This window comes from Streptomyces sp. NPDC001135, assembly GCF_053598395.1.
Window position 1 is genome coordinate 101,396 of record NZ_JBSFKD010000023.1, and the last position, 18,991, is coordinate 120,386.

An 18,991-nucleotide genomic window follows, 5' to 3' on the forward strand; every position below is an offset into this window, starting at 1 on the left:
CGAGCCGGTGGCCTCACCGCGACCGGCCGCTGAATTACCCGAAGCAAGGCTCTGCCTTCTTGGACGACTTTTCGCTGGAGTATGAGAAGTGACAGCAACGAACGGTACTCGGTGCGTTTCCCCGGAAACGGCCGCCGAAGACGGCGGATTGTCACCCGTCCAGCGGCGGCTGTGGTTCTTGAACCGGCTCCAGGAATCCGGTGCCGGAGAGACTCTGGCCCGCGCCACACGGCTGACCGGCGCCCTCGATCCGGCGGCGCTCAGGGAGGCGTTGGGCGACCTGCTGGCCCGGCACGACCTGCTGCGCACCGTCCACGCCGAGCACGACGGCCGCTGCCGGCCCGAACTCCGGCCCGCGCGGGAGCCGTTCGCCGGCCTGGCCGTGCGCCCCGCCGACGCGGGCGGGCTCGACCGGCGGCTGGCCGAGGCGGCGGCCCTCCCCTTCGACCTGACCCGTGACATCCCGCTGCGTGCCGAGGTGTTCCGGCTCGCCCCCGACGACCATGTCCTCCTGCTGGTGCTGCACCGCATCGCCGGGGACGAGGCGTCCTGGCAGCCCCTGCTGGACGACCTGGCCGGCGCCTACGCCGCCCGTGCCCGCGGCGAGCGCCCGGCGAACGACGGCCGGCCCGCGCAGTACGCACAGCTGGCGGCGCGGCAGGCCGAAGCCCTCGGCACCCTGGACCGGCCGTCTCCGCCGACCGTGACCGAACTGGAGTTCTGGCGCGGCGCGCTGGCGGGAGCGCCCGAACAGCTCCAGCTCCCCGCGGACCGCACACGTCCGGCCGTCGCCACGTACGCCAGCGCCGAGCTCACCCTGCGCCTGGACGCCCGTCGCCACCGAGCCGTCGAGGCACTGGCCGCACACACCGGCACCGACGTCTTCGCCGTGCTGCACGCCGCGATCGCCGCCACTCTCCACCGCTTCGGCGCGGACCGCGACCTGCCGCTGGGCACCACCGTCAGCAGCCGCGGACGCACCGAGTCGGCCGTGGTGGGCCCGCTGGTGAACACCGTGGTGCTGCGCACCGCCGTACCGGACGGTGTGAGCTTCACGGAGCTGGTGCGCGCCTGTGCGGCCACGGCCGCCGCCGCCCGCGCCCACGGCGGACTCCCTTTCCCGTGGCTGGTCGAGGCGGTGCGGCCGGACCGGGCGCTGAACCGGCACCCGCTGTGCCAGGTCGTCCTCGACCTCGCCCGGCCGGTGCCCGCCCCGGACGCCTTCGGCGACCTGGCGGCGCGAACCTGGCAGGTGCCCGCCACCAGCTCGCCCTACGACCTGCACGTGCGGGCGGTGCCGGAGCACGAGGACGGCGCCCCCCGCGGCATGGACATCCTGGTCGGCTACAGCCGTGAGCTGTTCGACGAGCCGACCGTACGCCGCCTCGCCGAGGCCGCCCTGCGGCTGCTGGCCGACGCCACCGACGCCCCCGAGCGGGCGCTCGACACGTTCGACGTCCTGGACGGCGCCGAGCGCGACCGCCTGCTGCGCCAGTGGAACGCCACGGCGCGGCCGGTGCCGGACGGCACGGTCGCCGACCTCTTCGAGGCCCGGGTACGCGCCTGCCCCGAGGCCCCGGCCCTGGTCCACGCGGGCCGGACCACCAGCTACGCGGAGCTGGAGGCCGACGCCAACCGGATCGCACGGGCCCTGGTTGACCGAGGCGCGTGCCCCGGTGCCTTCGTCGCCCTCGCGCTCCCTCGCGGCACCGGCCTGGTGGCGTCCCTGCTCGCGGTCGCCAAGACCGGCGCGGCGTATCTGCCCGTCGACCCGGAGTACCCGGCCGAGCGCATCGCCTACGCACTGTCCGACACCGGACCCGTCACCGTCGTCACCGACCGCCGCACCGCCGGGCGGCTGTCCGCCACCGGCGCCCGCCTCCTCGTACTGGACGAGGCGGACACCGTGCGCGAGCTGGCGGCGTTGCCGGACACCCCGCCGGTCGAGGCGGGCCGGCGCACCGTGCCCGGCGCCGACCAGGCCGCGTACGTCATCTACACCTCCGGCTCGACCGGCAGGCCCAAGGGCGTGGTCGTCGGGCGACGGGCGCTGGCCAACTTCCTGTCCTCGATGGCCGCGCTGCTGCCCCTCACCCCCGCCGACGTGTGGACGGCGGTCACCACCGTCGCCTTCGACATCGCGGCCCTGGAGCTGTATCTGCCGCTGACCAGCGGGGCCACCCTGGTGCTGGCCGACCGCGAGACCGTCCTCGACCCGCAGGCCCTGGCGTCCCTGATCACCGCCACCGGCACCACGGTCATGCAGGCCACCCCCAGTCTGTGGCAGGCGCTGTGCGACCAGCAGCCCCAGGCCGTGCGGGGACTGCGGATGGCCGTCGGCGGCGAGGCGCTGCCCGTCGCCCTCGCGCGGTTCATGCGGGAGCTGGGTGCCGAGGCCGTCAACCTCTACGGTCCGACGGAGACCACGATCTGGTCCACCGCCGCCCGGCTCGACGACCGCCCCGGCGCCCCGGCCATCGGCCGGCCCATCGCCAACACCCGCGTCTACGTGCTGGACGCCACGCTGCGGCCGGTGCCCACCGGAGTGCCCGGCGACCTGTACATCGGCGGGGCCGGCGTCGCCCACGGCTACCAGGGGCGACCCGGCCTCACCGCGGAGCGCTTCGTGGCCGACCCCTTCTCCGGTGAGCCGGGCGCGCGGCTGTACCGCACGGGCGACGTGGCCCGCTGGGCCGCGGACGGCAACCTGGAGTTCCTCGGCCGCAGTGACCACCAGGTCAAGGTCCGCGGCTTCCGTATCGAACCCGGCGAGGTCGAGGCGGTACTGGAGCGGCACGCCGACGTGTCCAAGGCGGTCGTCGTGGCCAGGGAACTCCGTCCGGGCGACGTGCGGCTGCTGGCCTACACCGTTCCGGCCGCAGGCCGGCACCCGGATCCCGCCCGGCTGCGGGAGCACGTGGCGTCCGCGCTGCCCGACTACATGACACCGGCCGCGGTCGTCCCCCTGGCGGAGCTGCCGCTGACCCCCAACGGCAAGGCCGACCGCGCCGCACTGCCGGCACCCGTCCTGGAACCGGCCGCCACCCGGCGCGCGCCCCGCGTCGCCCGCGAGGAACAGCTGCACACCCTGTTCTGCGAGGTGCTGGGCGTCGACGGGATCGGCATCGACGACAGCTTCTTCGACCTGGGCGGCCACTCCCTGCTCGCCACCCGGCTGGTCAGCCGTATCCGGGCCGAGCTGGACAGCGAGGTGTCCGTCCGCACCCTGTTCGAGGCCCCGACGGTGGCCGCGCTCGCCCAGCGCCTCGGCGGCTCCCACGCCGGACCCGGCCCCGGGCGGGCCGGACGCGGCGGGCCGCTGCCGCTGTCGTACGGACAGCAACGGCTGTGGTTCCTGCACGAGTACGAGCCCGGGGGCGTCGAGTACAACTCGCCGCTCGCGCTGCGGCTGACCGGCGCACTGGATGCCGGGGCCGCCGAGGACGCGCTGCGGGCGCTGGTCGCCCGCCACGAGGCGCTGCGCACCACCTTCGACGTCGTCGACGGCCAGGGAAGGCAACGGGTGCACGACGCCGCGCCGGTGCCGGTGCGGTGCCTGGACCTCTCCGCGCGCCCGGTGTCCGAGCGCGACCGGGAGCTGGACCGGCTGCTGCGCGAGTACGCGGCCCGTCCCTTCGACCTGCGGCGCGGACCGCTGCTGCGGGTGGTGCTGGTGCGCCTGTCCGAGCGGGAGCACGTCCTGCTGCTGGACATGCACCACATCATCACCGACGGCTGGTCCAAGGACGTGCTGGCGCGGGAGTTCTGCGCCCTGTACGAGCAGGCCACGACGGGCACCGCGGCGAACCTGGCGCCGCTGCCCGTGCAGTACGCGGACTACGCCGTGTGGCAGCGCGCGGAGGAGGAGCGGCGCAGCGGCGCCGGGCCACGCGAGGACCTCGAGTACTGGCGGGGCAAGCTGGCCGGCGTCGGTCCGCTGGAGCTGCCGACCGACCGGCCACGCCCGCCGGTCCGCACCTCGCCGGGCGACCAGCACGTCTTCTCCGTTCCCGCCGAACTGGGCCGGGAGGTGGCCCGGTTGTGCCGGGACCAGCAGATCACGCTGTTCGGCGCCCTGGTGGCGGCGGTGCAGCTGCTGCTGTCCCGCTACAGCCGTCAGCAGGACGTGGCCGTGGGCACGATCGTCTCCGGGCGCGACCGGGTCGAGCTGGAGAACGTGCTGGGCTATTTCGTCAACACCCTTGTCCTGCGCGGCGACGTCCGTCCGGAGGCGACGGTCGGGGAGTTCCTGGCCGGGACCCGCCGCACCGTCCTGGAGGCGCTCACCCACCAGGAACTGCCCTTCGACCGCCTCGTCGAGGAGTTGCAGCCGGAGCGGGACGCGAGCCGCACCCCGCTGTTCCAGGCGGCGGTGACCCTCAAGCGGGTGCAGACCGTCGAGTCCCCGGGCCTGCGGGCCGAGGAGGTCCGGGTTCCCAGGACCAGCGCGATGTTCGACCTGGGCTTCGAGTTCGAGGACCGGGACGGCGAGTTGTCCTGCCGGGTGGAGTACAACACCGACCTGTTCGACCACCTCACCATCGAACGGATGTCCGGGCATGTGCTGGTGGTGCTGGCGGCACTCTCCTCGGGCGCGCACCGCACCCTGGGCGAACTGCCGCTGATGACGGACGCGGAACGGCGGCTGGTCACCGAGCAGTGGAGCTGCCCCGCCCCGCACACCGGCCGCCCCGGCCACCGGAACGTGCCAGCGGCACTCGCGGAGCAGGCCCGCCTGCGGCCGCGGGAGCTCGCCGTGGTGTCCGCCGGCCGACAGCTCACCTTCGGCGAACTGCACGCGTGGGCCGACTCGCTCGCGCACCGCCTCGTGGCGTGCGGGGTGCGCCCCGGCAGCGTCGTCGCCGTACGCACCGGCCGCGGCCCGCAGATGACCGTCGGGCAGCTGGCCGTCCTCAAGGCGGGCGGAGCCGCGCTGCCCCTGGACCCGGCGCTGCCGGCGGAACGGGCCGCCTACATCCTCCGGGACGCCGAGGTGTCCGTCGTGGTCACCCAGCGGCACCTGGCCGACGGCCCGGCACCCGGGGAGGGCCGGGTGCTGTACGTGGAGGACGCCGAGGGGCACGCGGTGGACGGCCCGCCCGGCGTCGAGACCGGTCCGCGGGACCTGGCGTACGTGTTCTACACCTCGGGCTCCACGGGCCGGCCCAAGGGCGTGCAGATCGAGCACGGCAACGTGCTGCACCTCCTGCAGTGGTACCGCGACTACTACCGCGTGGGCCCCAAGGACCGCGCCTCGCAGCTGGTGGCGCCGGGCTTCGACCCGACCCTGCTGGAGCAGTGGGGCAACCTCGCCGCCGGGGCGAGCCTGTGGTTCGTCCCCGACGAGCAGCTCGACGACCCCTACCTGCTCACCGAATGGATCGCGGCCAACCGCATCACCCTCGCCGTCGTCCCGGCGCCGCGGCTGGAGTCCGTGCTGGATCAGCCCGGCGTCTACAAGGGCGAACTGCGCTGCATGCTCACCGGCGCCGACGTGGTCCGCCGCAGGCTGCCCGCGGACGCCCCCTTCACGCTGGTCAACCACTACGGTCCGACCGAGACCACGGTGCTGACCACGGCGGCCGTGCTGCGCGAGCGCGGGGACGCCTCCGACGAACGGCTCCCGTCCATCGGCTCGGCCATCGCCGGGACCCGGACCTACGTGCTCGACGAGGACCGCCGTCCGGTCCCCGTCGGCGTGCCCGGAGAGCTGTACGTCGGGGGCCCGGGGGTGGCCCGCGGCTATCTCAACCGCCCGGAGCTGACCGCCGAGCGCTTCGTCCCCGACCCCTTCGCCCCGCAGGAGCGGCTGTACCGTACGGGCGACCTCGTACGGTGGCTGCCCGACGGCGAACTCGACTTCCTGGGGCGGCTGGACGCCCAGGTCAAGGTCCGCGGCTACCGCATCGAACCGGGCGAGGTGGAAAACGCCCTGGTGCGTCTGCCCGGCGTGGCCAAGGCCGCGGTGGTCGCCGACGCGGGCGGCTCCGGGTCCGCCGTGCTGACGGGATACGTGGTGCCGGACCCCGGCGGGGCACCCGACCCGGAAGAACTGCGGGACAGGCTCGGTGCCGACCTGCCCGAGTACATGGTCCCGTCGCACATCCTGGTGCTGGCCGCCTTCCCGGAAACCACCAGCGGCAAGATCGACCGCAACGCCCTGCCGAGGCCCTCGGCCCGGCCGGAGGGCCGGCACGCGTACACCGCGCCCCGCAACGCGGTGGAACGGGCCCTGGCCCGCATCTGGGAGCAGGTGCTGGACACCGAGCGGATCGGCGTCCTCGACGACCTGGCGGCTCTGGGGGCCAGCTCCGTCCTCACCCTGCAGACCGTCTCCCGGATCCGCGAGGACTTCGGTGTCACCGTCTCGGTGCGCGAGGTCTTCACCGCGCGGACCGTCTCCGAACTGGCCGGCGTGGTCCGTGCCAAGGCCCGCGCACAGCTGCGCCGCCCTGAGCCGGACGCCACTACTCGCACCAGCGCACGAGGGGAATGACATGCACGACCGGAACGCCGGCGCACCCGAGCCGGACGACTTCGACCACTGGGACGACGACGCCCTCGACGCGCTGCTGGAGCAGCGGCTCAACGACCGGACCGGGACGGAGACGGAAGCCGCCGCCATCCGGCCCGTCGACGACAGCCTGCCCGCCCCCCTGTCGTTCGGCCAGGAGCGGCTGTGGTTCCTCGACCGGTACGAGTCCGGAGGCATCGAGTACACCTCGTCCGTCGGGCTCTGCCTGCGCGGCGAGTTGGACACCGAGGCACTCGCCACCGCACTCGGCGGGCTCGTCGCCCGCCACGAGCCGCTGCGCACCACCTTCGCCGCCGTCGAGGGCCGGCCTCACCAGGTCGTACGCCCCGCGGCCCCGGTGGAACCGGAGACACAGGACCTCAGCGGCCTGCCGGCACAGGCCCGGCAGGCGCGGGTGGACGAGCTGTTGCGGGCCGAACTGAGCCGCCCCTTCGACCTCGTCGAGGGGCCGCTGCTGCGAGCCGTGCTGCTGCGGCTGGGTGCCGCCGAGCACACCCTGCTGCTCACCATGCACCACATAGCGGCCGACGGCTGGTCCAAGGGCGTGATCGCCCGCGAACTGGGTGAGCTCTACGCGGTCGCGCTGGAGGGCCGCGAGCACCGGCTGCCCGAGCTGCCGGTGCGCTACCGCGACTTCGCCGTCTGGCAGCGCGAGCAGCTGACCGACGCCCGGCGCGATTCCCAACTCGCCTTCTGGAAAGACGCGTTGGCCGGTGTGGAGCCGCTGGAACTGCCCACCGACCGGCCCCGGCCCGCCGTACGCACCACCAACGGGGCACTGGCCCCCTTCAGCGTCCCGGCCGAGGTGGCCCGGGGCCTGGCCGAGCTGGGGCAGTCGCACGGCGGCACGCTGTTCTCGGTGCTGGTGGCCGCCTCGCAGGTGCTGCTGGCGCGCTACTCCCGGCAGCGGGACATCGCGGTGGGCACCGTGACCATGGGCCGGGACCGCAGCGAACTGGAGCCGCTGGTCGGCTTCTTCGTCAACACCCTCGTCCTGCGCTCGGACGTGGACACCGACGTGCCCTTCACCGACTTCCTCGGACGGGTCACCGACACCGTCTGGGACGCCCTGGCCCACCAGGACATCCCCTTCGACCGGCTGGTGGACGCGCTGCGCATCGAGCGGGACCCCAGCCGCACCCCGCTGGTGCAGGCCGCGGTCGTCCTGCAGAACACCCCCGCCGGGGAGATCCTGCTGCCGGGACTGGAGGTGACGGAGTTCCGCCCGCCCTCCGTGTCCTCGATCTTCGACCTGACACTGGAGTTCGCCGAGACGGCGTCCGGGGAACTGACCGGCACCGTCGAGTACAACACCGACCTGTTCGACGCCGGGACCATGGCCCGCTTCACCGGGCACCTGGGCGTGCTGCTCGCCGGCATCGTGGCCGACCCGCACCGCCCGGTCGGCGACCTCCCCCTGCTGACCGCCGGTGAACTGCGCACCCTCACCCGCGAGTGGGGCGACAACCGCGTCCCGTACCCGGCCGACGCCACCGTGCACGGCCTGGTCGCCGCCCAGGCCCGGCGCAGCCCGGACGCGATCGCGGTCGGCGGGACGGCCGGGCTCACCTACCGCGAACTGGAGGAGCGCGCCAACCGGCTCGCCCACCATCTCATCGCCCAGGGCGCCCGGCCCGGCGCCCATGTCGCGGTCTGTCTGCCGCGCGGCGCGGACTTCTACCTGGCCCTGCTGGCCGTGCTCAAGGCGGGATGCGCCTATGTGCCGCTGGACCCGGACCATCCGGCCGAACGGCTGGCGTACATGCTGGACGACACCCGGGCGCCGGTATGCCTGACCGACCGGACCCTGGCCGGCCGGCTGCCCGCCGGCCGGACCCGTACCGTCCTGCTGGACGCGGAGGCCGACGCGATCGCCGCCCAACCGCAGGACACCCCCGAGGTGGCGGTCGGCCCGGGCGACATGGCGTACGTGCTGTACACCTCCGGCTCCACCGGCACCCCCAAGGGCGTCGTCGTCGAGCACCGGTCGATCGTCCGTCTGGTCAGCGGCGCCGACTACGCGCCGCTGCACCCGGACGATGTCGTGGCCCAGGCCGCGGACGTCACCTTCGACGCCGCCACCTTCGAGATCTGGGGTGCCCTGACCGCCGGCGCGCGGGTGGTGCCGCTGGACCGGGAGACCCTGCTGGACGCGCGGGCGCTGACCGAGGCCGTCGACCGGCTGGGCATCACCACCATGTGGCTGACCGCCGGGGTGTTCGACCAGGTGGCGGCCGTCGACCCGGCCGCGTTCGGCAAGCTGCGGAACCTGCTGTTCGGCGGGGACGCCGTCAACCCGCGCCGGGCGGCCCAGGTCCTCGCGACCGCACCGCCCGGCCGCCTGGTCAACGGCTACGGCCCCACCGAGACCACGACCTTCGCGACCTGGCACCACGTCCGCGAGGCCGACGGGACCACCCCGATCCCCATCGGCCGGCCCATCGTCAACACCTCGGTGTACGTCCTGGACGAGCGCCGGTCGCCCGTTCCCGTGGGAGTCCCCGGCGAGCTGTACGTCGGCGGCCCCGGCGTCGCCCGCGGCTATCTCAACCTTCCCGAGCTGACGCAGGAACGCTTCACCGCCGACCCCTTCTCCGACACCCCCGGAGCCCGCCTGTACCGCACCGGCGACCTGGTGCGCTGGCGGGCCGACGGCACCCTGGAGTTCCTGGGCCGCACCGACCACCAGGTCAAGGTGCGCGGCTACCGCATCGAGCCGGGCGAGATCGAGTCCGTGCTCGAACAGCACCCGGAGATCGCCGCGGCCGTGGCGCTGGTGCGCCAGGACGGCGACCGCAAGCAACTGGTCGGCTACGTACGGCGGTCCGGTGAAGAGGGCCCCGAGCCGGCCGAGCTGCGCGCCTTCGCCGAGGCACGCCTGCCCGGTTACCTGGTGCCCTCCGCCTTCGTGGTGCTCGCGGAGTTCCCCCTCACCGCCAGCGGCAAACTGGACCGGCGCGCCCTGCCCGAACCCGTCGCGCAGCACACCCCCGGCACCGGCCACACCGCCCCCGCCGACGAGGCCGAACGGGCCCTGGCCCGGGTGTGGTCCGAGGTGCTCGGCATCGAGGACGTGGGCACCCGCGACAACTTCTTCGACCTCGGCGGCGACTCCATCCTCAGCATCCAGGTCGTCGCCAAGGCCCGCCAGGCCGGCTGGGAGCTCACCTCCAAGGACGTCTTCGCCCGGCAGACCGTGGCGGAGCTGGCGCGGGCGGCCGTGCCGGTCACCGCCGCCGCCGACGCCGCCCCGGTCACCGGGGACGCCCCGCTCACCCCCGTCCAGCACTGGTTCTTCGCCCACCACACCCGCGCCCCCCACCACTTCAACCAGTCCGTGCTGCTCACCCTCGCCCCGGACGCCGACGAACGGGCACTGGCGGCGGCGCTGCGCGCCGTGGTCGCTCACCACGACGCGCTGCGGATGCGCTTCCCCGGCCAGGGGGCCGGCCTCCGGCAGGTCAACCTGCCCGTCGGCGAGGACATCGCCCTGGAACGGGTCGACCTGAGCCACCTGGACGCCGAAGAAAGGCCCCGCGCCAGGGCCACGCTGGCCGAACGGGCCCAGGCCGGGCTCAGCATCGAGGACGGCCCGCTGCTGCGTGCCCTGCTGTTCGCCGGGGCACCGGACGAGCCGTGCCACCTGTTCCTGACCGTCCACCACCTGGTCGTCGACGGGGTGTCCTGGCGGATCCTGCTGGAGGACCTGGAACGGGCCTTCACCCGGACGGCGGCCGGCCGGCCGGTGGATCTGGGCGCCAAGACCGTCTCCTTCCGCGACTGGGCCCGCCGCCTGGCCGCCCACACCGCGGCGGGCGGCTTCGACGCCGAGCTGGAACACTGGCGGGAGGTGGCCGCCCACCCGGCCGCGCCGTTGCCGGTCGACCGCGACGGCGGCAACACCATGGCCTCGGTGCGCCAGGTGCGCGCCGGGCTGGACGCCGAGGCGACCGACGCCCTGTTGCACAAGGTCCCGTCGGTCTACCGCACCCAGGTCAACGACATCCTGCTCACCGCGCTCGGCCAGACCCTGTGCCGGTGGACCGGCGACGAGCGGGTGGTCGTCGACCTGGAGGGGCACGGTCGCGAGGAGATCCTCGACGGCGTGGACGTCTCGCGGACCGTGGGATGGTTCACGTCGATCTTCCCCGTCCTGCTGACCGTCCCCGGCGGAACCGGGGCGGGCGAGCTGATCAAATCGACGAAGGAGAGCCTGCGGGCGGTTCCGCAGCGCGGCGTCGGCTACGGGGCGCTGCGTTACCTGACCGACGGCCGGGCCGCCCTGCCCGGGTGTTCCCCCGCCGTCAGCTTCAACTACCTGGGGCAGTGGCAGGACACCGGCGGCGACGGACTGTACGCGGCCCTCGCCTTCGACTTCGGCCGCGACCACAGCCCGCTGGAGGAGCGCCCGCACCTGCTGGACATCGTCGGCGAAGTACGCGGCGGCGAACTGGAGTTCACCCTCTACTACTCGCGTGACGTGCACGACGAGGCGACCGTGCGGGCCCTTGCCGACGGCCTGGTCGGCGCGGTGCGCACCCTGATCGAGCACTGTCTGCGCCCGGACACCGGCGGCGCCACCCCGTCCGACTTCCCGCTGGCCGGCCTCGACCAGGCCACGGTGGATCTGCTGGCAGGGGCCGGCACCCAGACCGAGGACATCTACCCGCTCACGCCCATGCAGAGCGGCATGCTCTTCCACGCGCTCACCGAACCGGACGGCGCCTACCTCGACCATGTCTCCTTCCTCCTCGAAGGCGCCGGCGACGCCGACGCGCTGAAGACGGCCTGGCAGCGGGTGGCCGAGGAGACCGAGGCCCTCCGCACCCACCTGGTGTGGGAAGGTGTCGAACGCCCCCTGCAGGTCGTACGGCGCGACACCCGGCTGGACGTCCGCATCCTGGATTGGCGCGGCCACGGACAGGACGAACGGACCCGGCTGCTCGGCGCGTTGACGGCCGAGGAGCGGCGCGCCGGCATGGACCTGTCCCGCGGTCCGCTGACCCGGGTGGTACTGGCCCGGGAGAGCGACAGCGCCGTACGCGTCGTGTGGACCTTCCACCACATCGTCCTCGACGGCTGGAGCACGTCCCGGATCCTCGGCGACGTCTTCGCCCGCTACCGCGCCCTCGTCGACGGCACGGCACCGCCTGAGGCCGTCCGGACCCGGCCCCCGTTCCGCGACTATGTGCGGTGGCTCGGTGGCCAGGACACCGCCCGCGCCGAGGAGCACTGGCACCGCGCGCTGGCCGGGCTGCACTCGCCCACCCCGCTGCCCTACGACCGCCGCCCCGCTCCGGGCCACCAGTCCGAGGCCGCCGAGCGGGTCCGTGTGGAGCTCGCACCCGAGCACTCCGCCGCACTCACCGAGTGCGCCCGCCGCCACCGGCTCACCCTCAACACCGTGGTCCAGGGAGCCTGGGCGCTGCTGCTGTCCCGCTACAGCGGCGAGGAGGACGTCTGCTTCGGCGCCACCGTCTCCGGGCGCCCGGCCGACCTCCCGGGCGTGGCGGAGATGGTCGGCAACTTCCTCAACACCCTGCCCGTACGCACCCGGGTGGCCAAGGACGACAACCTGCTGGCCTGGCTGCGGCGGCTGCAGGAGGAGCAGGTCGAGTCCCGGCGCTACGAGTACGCCTCGCTCCCTCAGATACAGGCCGCCTCGGAATTGCCGCGCGGCACCCGGCTCTTCGACAGCATCGTCGTCTTCGAGAACTACCCGGGCAACGAGGGGGCGGCGGCCGCGCACGGCCTGGCGGTCACCGGCGTCACCGCGGTGGACACCACCAGCTACCCGCTGGACCTGACCGCCTACCTCGACGGGGACCGGCTCGCCCTGCAACTCGCCTACGACCCCGCCCTGTTCGACCAGGACCGCGTGACACGGATGGCCGAGCACCTGGCAGGACTGCTGCGCGGCATGGCCCACGGCCCGGACCGGCCCGTGGCGGAGCTGCCCATGCTCTCCGAACGGGAGCGGAGCCGGCTGCTCGGCGACCTGAGCGGCTCCCCCCTCGCCTTCGACGAGGACAGCTGCCTGCACGACCTGATCGCCCGGCAGGCCCGGCGCACCCCGCAGTCCGAGGCGGTGGTCTACGGCGCGGCCTCGCTCACCTACGCCGAACTGGACGAGACGGCCGACCGGCTGGCGCAGGAGCTGGCGGCGCGCGGCGTGGGCCCGGACTCGGTGGTCGCCATCTGCGTGGAGCGCGGGCTGCACATGGTCGTGGCCCTGCTGGGGGTGCTCAAGGCCGGCGGCGCCTATCTGCCACTGGACCCGGCGCACCCCGCCGAGCGGCTGGAGTACGTGCTGACCGACAGCGCCGCCGAGCTGGTCCTCACCCAGTCCGCGGTGGCCGGCCGGCTGCCGGGTGACGTGCCGGTGCTCCGGCTGGACGAGGAGTGGCCGCGGATCGCCCGGCTCCCCGCACAAACCCCGCGGTCCGCGGTCACCCCCGACCACCTCGCGTACGTCATCTACACCTCCGGTTCCACCGGGCGGCCCAAGGGCGTCATGGTCGAGCACCGCGGTGTCGTGTGCGCCGCCGAGTCCTGGAAGCGGGTGTACCGGCTCGCGGACGCGCCGCCCGCCCGCCAGCTCAACGTCGCCAGCATGTCCTTCGACGTGTTCGTCTCCGACCTGGTGCACGCCCTGTGCCACGGCGGCACGCTGGTCATCGCGCCCGCCGAGGCCACCACCGACCCCGGGCAGCTACTGGACCTGATGCGCGGGGCCCGCGTCACCCACATGGAGACCGTGCCGTCGCTGGCCAACGCGCTGGTCGAGGAGGCCGAGCGCCGGGGCACCGGGCTGCCGCCGCTGCGCGTGCTCGCCGTCGGCTCCGACAACTGGCGGACACAGGACTGCCGACGGCTCCTGGCGCAGGTCGCCGAGGGCACCGAGGTCCTCAACTCCTACGGCGTCACCGAGGCCACCGTCGAGTCCTGTGCGTACCGCGTGCGTGCCGACCGGCTGCCGGACGGCCCCGGTGTGCCGGTCGGGCAGGCGATTCCCGGTGCCCGCACCTATGTGCTCGACGAGGCGCGGCAGCCCGTCCCGGCAGGTGTCGTGGGCGAGCTGTACCTCGGCGGCCCCGGCGTGGCCCGGGGCTATCTGAACCGGCCCGAGCTGACGGAGGAACGGTTCGTGCCCGACCCGTTCTCCCCCGACCCCGGAGCCCGGCTGTACCGCACGGGCGACCTGGTCCGCCGACGGGCCGACGGCGACATCGAGTTCGCCGGCCGGGCCGACGACCAGGTCAAGATCAGGGGCTTCCGGATCGAACTGGCCGAGGTCGAGGCCGCCATGCGGCGGCATCCCGCGGTGGCCGACGCGGTGGTCGCCGCACGGACCGACGGCGGAACCCCGGCCCGCCTGGCCGGCTATGCCGTGCCCGCGCCCGGGCAGTCGTTCGCCCCGGCGGAGCTGCGCGCCCACCTCGAGGACACACTGCCGAGGTACATGGTGCCCGCGGTGTTCGTCGAAATGGCCGCGCTGCCCCTGAACGCGAACGGCAAGGTCGACCGTCGCGCCCTGCCGGCCCCCGACGCGGAGGCGGCACGCGGCACCGGGCACGTGGCGCCACGCGACCCGGTGGAGGAGGCCCTCGCCGAGGTGTGGGCCGAGGTCCTGCGCGTCGACCGGGTGGGGGTCGAGGACAACTTCTTCGACCTCGGAGGCGACTCCATCTTGAGCATCCAAGTCGTGACCCGAGCACGGCAGAAGGGGATTACGTTGTCGTCCAAGGACTTGTTCGCCCACCAGACGGTCGCCGAGCTGGCGTTCGCGACGACCGCCGTCCAGGCGGCGGGGGAAGCCGCCGGCACCACGCGCGCCGAGCCCGTGGTGGGCCGGGTGCCGCTGACCCCGATCCAGCGCACCTTCTTCGACCGCCACTCGGCCGCACCCCACCACAGCGCCCTGTCGGTGCTCGTCACGCTGTCCGGGACACCGGACGGTGCCGCGCTGCGCCGCGCCCTCGACGCCCTGCTGGACCACCACGACCAACTGCGGGCCCGCTACAGCTCCTCGTACGGACGCTGGCAGCAGGAGGTGACACCGGCGGGCACCGGCTGGCCGCTGGAGGAACTGGACCTGTCCGGGCACGACGCGCCCGAGGAGGCCATGCACCAGGCCGCGGCACGCCTCCAGGCCGGCTTCGACCTCGCCGCCGGCCGCCCGGTCGGCGCGGCCCTCTTCCACCTGGGCCAAGGCCGCGCTTCCCGGCTTTTCCTGACGGCCCACCACCTCGTCGTCGACGCGGTGTCCTGGCAGCTGCTGCTCACCGACCTGGAGACCGCCTACGCGCAGGCGGCAGCGGGCGAGGCGGTGGACCTGGGGGAGAAGACCACGTCCTTCCGCGACTGGGCGCTGCGGCTGTCCGAACACACCGCGGCGGGAGGCTTCGACGACGAGCTCGACCACTGGGTGGCCACCGGCCGCCGGGCCGAACCGGACCTGCCGGTCGACCGCCGCGGCCGGGCGACGGTCGCCTCCGCGGGAGAGGTGCGGGTGTCCGTCGGTGAGGAGGACACCCGGGCGCTGCTGCACGACGTCCCGGCCACCTACCGCACCCAGGTCAACGACGTCCTGCTCACCGCGCTCGGCACCGCGCTGGCCGACTGGACCGGCAGGCGGAGCGTGCTGTTCGACCTGGAGGGCCACGGCCGCGAGGACCTCTTCGACGACGTCGACACCAGCCGTACGGCCGGCTGGTTCACCAGCGGCTTCCCCGTGGCTCTGACCCCGTCGGGCGAGGACTGGGGTGAGCGGCTGAAGTCGGTCAAGGAACAGCTGCGCGCGGTGCCGCGGCGCGGCATCGGCTACGGCGCGCTGCGCCACCTGAGCCCGGCCGGCTCGCCCGCCGAGATCCTTGCCGAGGCCCCCCGCGCGCAGATCTGCTTCAACTACCTCGGCCAGGCCGACGAGCCGGCGGCCGGCGGAGCACTGGTCCACGACGTCCGGCTGGGCTTCGGCACGGAGCAGGCACCCGAGGAGACCCTGGAGTACCTCCTCGACATCGTCGCCCAGGTCCGGGCCGGCCGGCTGGAGATCACCCTGTTCCACTCCGCGGACGTGCACGACACCGCGACCGTCGAGCGGTTCGGCGAGCGGTTCGCGGACGCCCTGCGCGGCATCGTCGCGCACTGTGCCCAGGCCGGGACGGGCGGCGCCACGCCCTCGGACTTCCCGCTGGCACGGGTGGACCAGCGGACGCTGGACCAGCTCGCCGAGCACGGCGGCCGCATCGACGACCTGTACCCGCTGACGCCCATGCAGAGCGGGCTGCTGTTCCACAGCCTCACCGAGGGCGAGGGCGAGGGCATCTACCTGGGCCACCTGTCCTTCGTCCTGGACGGCGTCGACGACCTGCCCGCCCTGGCCGAGGCCTGGCAGCGGCTGACCGACCGCAACCCGATCCTGCGCACCGCCGTCGTCTGGGAGAACGTGGACGACCCGCTGCAGGTGGTGCACCACGGCGTACGGATGCCGGTGGAGGTCAGGGACTGGACCGGCCTCACCGGGACCGAACGCGCCGAGCGCTTCGAGAAGCTGCTGGACGAGGAGCGGGCCCGCAGCATGGACCTGACGGTCGCGCCGCTGTCCCGGGTCACCCTGATCGCCGAGACGGAGCGCAGCGTCCGTACCGTGTGGACCTCGCACCATGTGCTGCTGGACGGCTGGAGCAGCGCGGATCTCCTGGCCGAGCTGCTGGAGCACTACCTGCGGGTGCGCGGCCTCAAGCAGGGCCCGCTGCCGGCCCGGCGGCCCTTCCGCGACTACGTGGCCTGGCTGGACCGCCAGGACCCGCGGGCGGCCGAGCGGCACTGGCGCCGGGTGCTGGAGGGCCACACCGAGCCGACCCCGCTGCCCGTCGACCACGACCTGCCGGGCACCGAGTGGACCGGCTCGCGGGCCCGGGTCTCCTTCCAGCTTCCCCAGGAGACCTCCGACCGGCTCGGCGAGCTGGTCAAGCGCCACCGGCTCACGGTCAACACGCTCGCGCAGGGCGCCTGGGCGCTGCTGCTGTCCCGCTATGCGGGGCGTACCGACGTGTGCTTCGGCTCGGCGGTGTCCGGGCGGCCCGCCGATCTGCCCGGCGTCGAGTCGATCGCCGGCATCTTCATCAACAACATCCCCGTACGCACCCGCGTGGAGGGCGGAAGGCGGCTGCTGGACTGGCTGGCCGGCCTGCAGCAGGAGCAGACCGAGGCACGCAGCTACGAGTTCGTGTCGCTGTCGCAGATCCGCGGCTGGGCGCAGGTACCGGCCGGCACCAGCCTGTACGACAGCTACATCGTGGTCGAGAACTATCCGTACGAGGGCGAGATGGGCGCCGAGTACGGGGTGAGCCTGCGCGACCCGCAGGCGCTGGAGTTCACCAACTTCCCGATGGTGCTGGCCGTGTTCCCGGCCGGACGACTGGCCTTCCGGCTCGCCTACGATCCCGTGCTGTTCGAACCGGAGACCGCCGAGCGCGTCATGTCCGACCTGCGCGCCCTGCTGGAAGAGATCGCCGAGGCCCCGGAGCGCACGGTCGCCCAGCTCGGTGAGCTCAGCGCCGAGCACCGGCGGGAGGTGCTCACCGCCCACCAGGGCCCGCGGGTCGAGTTCGACGACCGCCCGGTGCACCAGCTGTTCGCCGAGCAGGCGGCGCGCACCCCGGACGCCGTCGCCCTGGTGGACGGGAACAGCCGGCTCACCTTCGCCGAACTCGACGCCGCCGCCAACCGGCTGGCGCACCACCTGACCGAGCGGGGCGTCGGCTCCCAGACCCCGGTGGCGGTGCTCCTGGAGCGCGGCACGGACCTGATCACGACGCTCCTGGCCGTGCTCAAGGCGGGCGGCACCTACACCCCCGTCGACCCGTCGGTGCCCGCCGAGCGGTTGTCCATGCTGCTGGAGGACACCGCGGCCCCCGTCGTGGTGACCCACGGCCGGCTGCGCGAGCGGCTGCCCCAGGGCCGGGCCACCGTGGTGAGCCTGGACGAGGAGCGGGAGGGGATCGCGGCGCGGCCCGGCACCGCACCCGAGACCGCCGTCTCCCCGGACGCGGCGGCGTACATCATCCACACGTCCGGCTCGACCGGCCGCCCCAAGGGCGTGGTGGTCGAGCACCGGAGCCTGTCCAACCTGTTCGACAGCCACCGGCGTACGGTGTTCGGTCCCGTCCGGGCGACCGCGGCCGGCGGGGCACTGCGGGTGGCACACCTGGCCCCGGCGTCCTTCGACGCCTCGTGGAACCCCGTGCTGTGGATGGCCGACGGCAACGAGCTGTACATCGTCGACGACACCACCCGCCGGGACGTCCAGGCACTGGCCGACTACGTCGTCGACCACGGCATCGAGTTCCTGCAGACCACGCCGTCCTACGTCCAGCAGCTGGCCGGCACCGGTCTGCTGGAGCGGCCCGGGCTGCGGCTGCGCGGGCTGGCCCTGGGCGGTGAGCCGGTCGGCCAGGAGCTGTGGGACCGGCTGCGCGCCCACCCGGAGCTCGTGAGCTTCAACTTCTACGGCCCGACCGAGTGCACGGTGGACGCCGTGACCGCGCGGCTGGCCGACAGCGAGCGCCCGGTGATGGGCCGCCCGGTGCAGAACACCCGGGCCTACGTCCTGGACGAGGACCTCAACGTACTGCCGGTGGGCGCCCCCGGAGAACTGTGCCTGGCCGGTGCCGGGCTGGCCCGGGAGTACCTCGGCCGGCCCGAGCTGACCGCCGGTTCCTTCGTACGGGCCCCCTTCGGATCCGGTGAGCGCCTCTACCGCACCGGCGACCGGGTGCGCCGGCTGCCCGACGGGACGCTGGAGTTCCTGGGCCGCCTCGACCACCAGATCAAGCTGCGCGGCTACCGCATCGAGCCCGGCGAGATCGAGCACGCGCTGACCGGCCACCCGGCCGTCACGGAGGCGGTGGTCGCGGTACGCGGCGAAGCGGAGGCGGCGCGCCTGGCCGGATACGTCCGCGTGGCCGACCCGGCGTCCTTCGACGCCGAGGCGGTGACCGGCCACCTCGCCGAGCGGCTGCCGGACTACATGGTGCCGCCCGTGCTGGTGCCGCTGGCGGAGTTCCCGCTCACCCCCAACGGCAAGGTGGACCGCGAGGCACTGCTCCGGGCGGAGGCACCGCAGGCCGCCGACTGCGGGTTCGTGGAGCCGCGCACCGACACGGAGAAGGCGCTGGCGAAGATCTGGGCCGATGTCCTGGAGGTGGACCGGGTCGGCGCCCACGACAACTTCTTCACCCTCGGCGGGCACTCCATCCTCAGCCTGAAGACCCTCTCCCAGATCAAGCGGGCCTTCGGTGTCCGGCCCACGTTCCGGGAACTGCTCGACACCCCCACGCTCGCCGGATTCGCCGAGCTGATCGAGGAGGCGCTGCTGCGGGAGCTGGAGCGGGCCGCCGCCGAGGAAACCGCAGCGGACGCCGCTGCCGACGCGGAACGGAGGGCGTGAGA

2 protein-coding genes are annotated in these 18,991 nt (G+C 73.9%); both read left to right on the top strand.

The annotated features are described in order from the left end of the window. Nucleotides 1–88: 88 nt before the first annotated feature. Complete coding sequence (locus tag ACWC94_RS26300; RefSeq protein ID WP_450799511.1) at nucleotides 89–6,496, top strand: amino acid adenylation domain-containing protein; 6,408 nt, start codon at nucleotides 89–91, stop codon at nucleotides 6,494–6,496. A 1-nt stretch (nucleotide 6,497) separates the two neighbouring features. After that, entirely contained in the window at nucleotides 6,498–18,989 is a 12,492-nt protein-coding gene (locus ACWC94_RS26305) for an amino acid adenylation domain-containing protein (protein ID WP_450799512.1), read from the top strand. Nucleotides 18,990–18,991 lie beyond the last annotated feature (2 nt).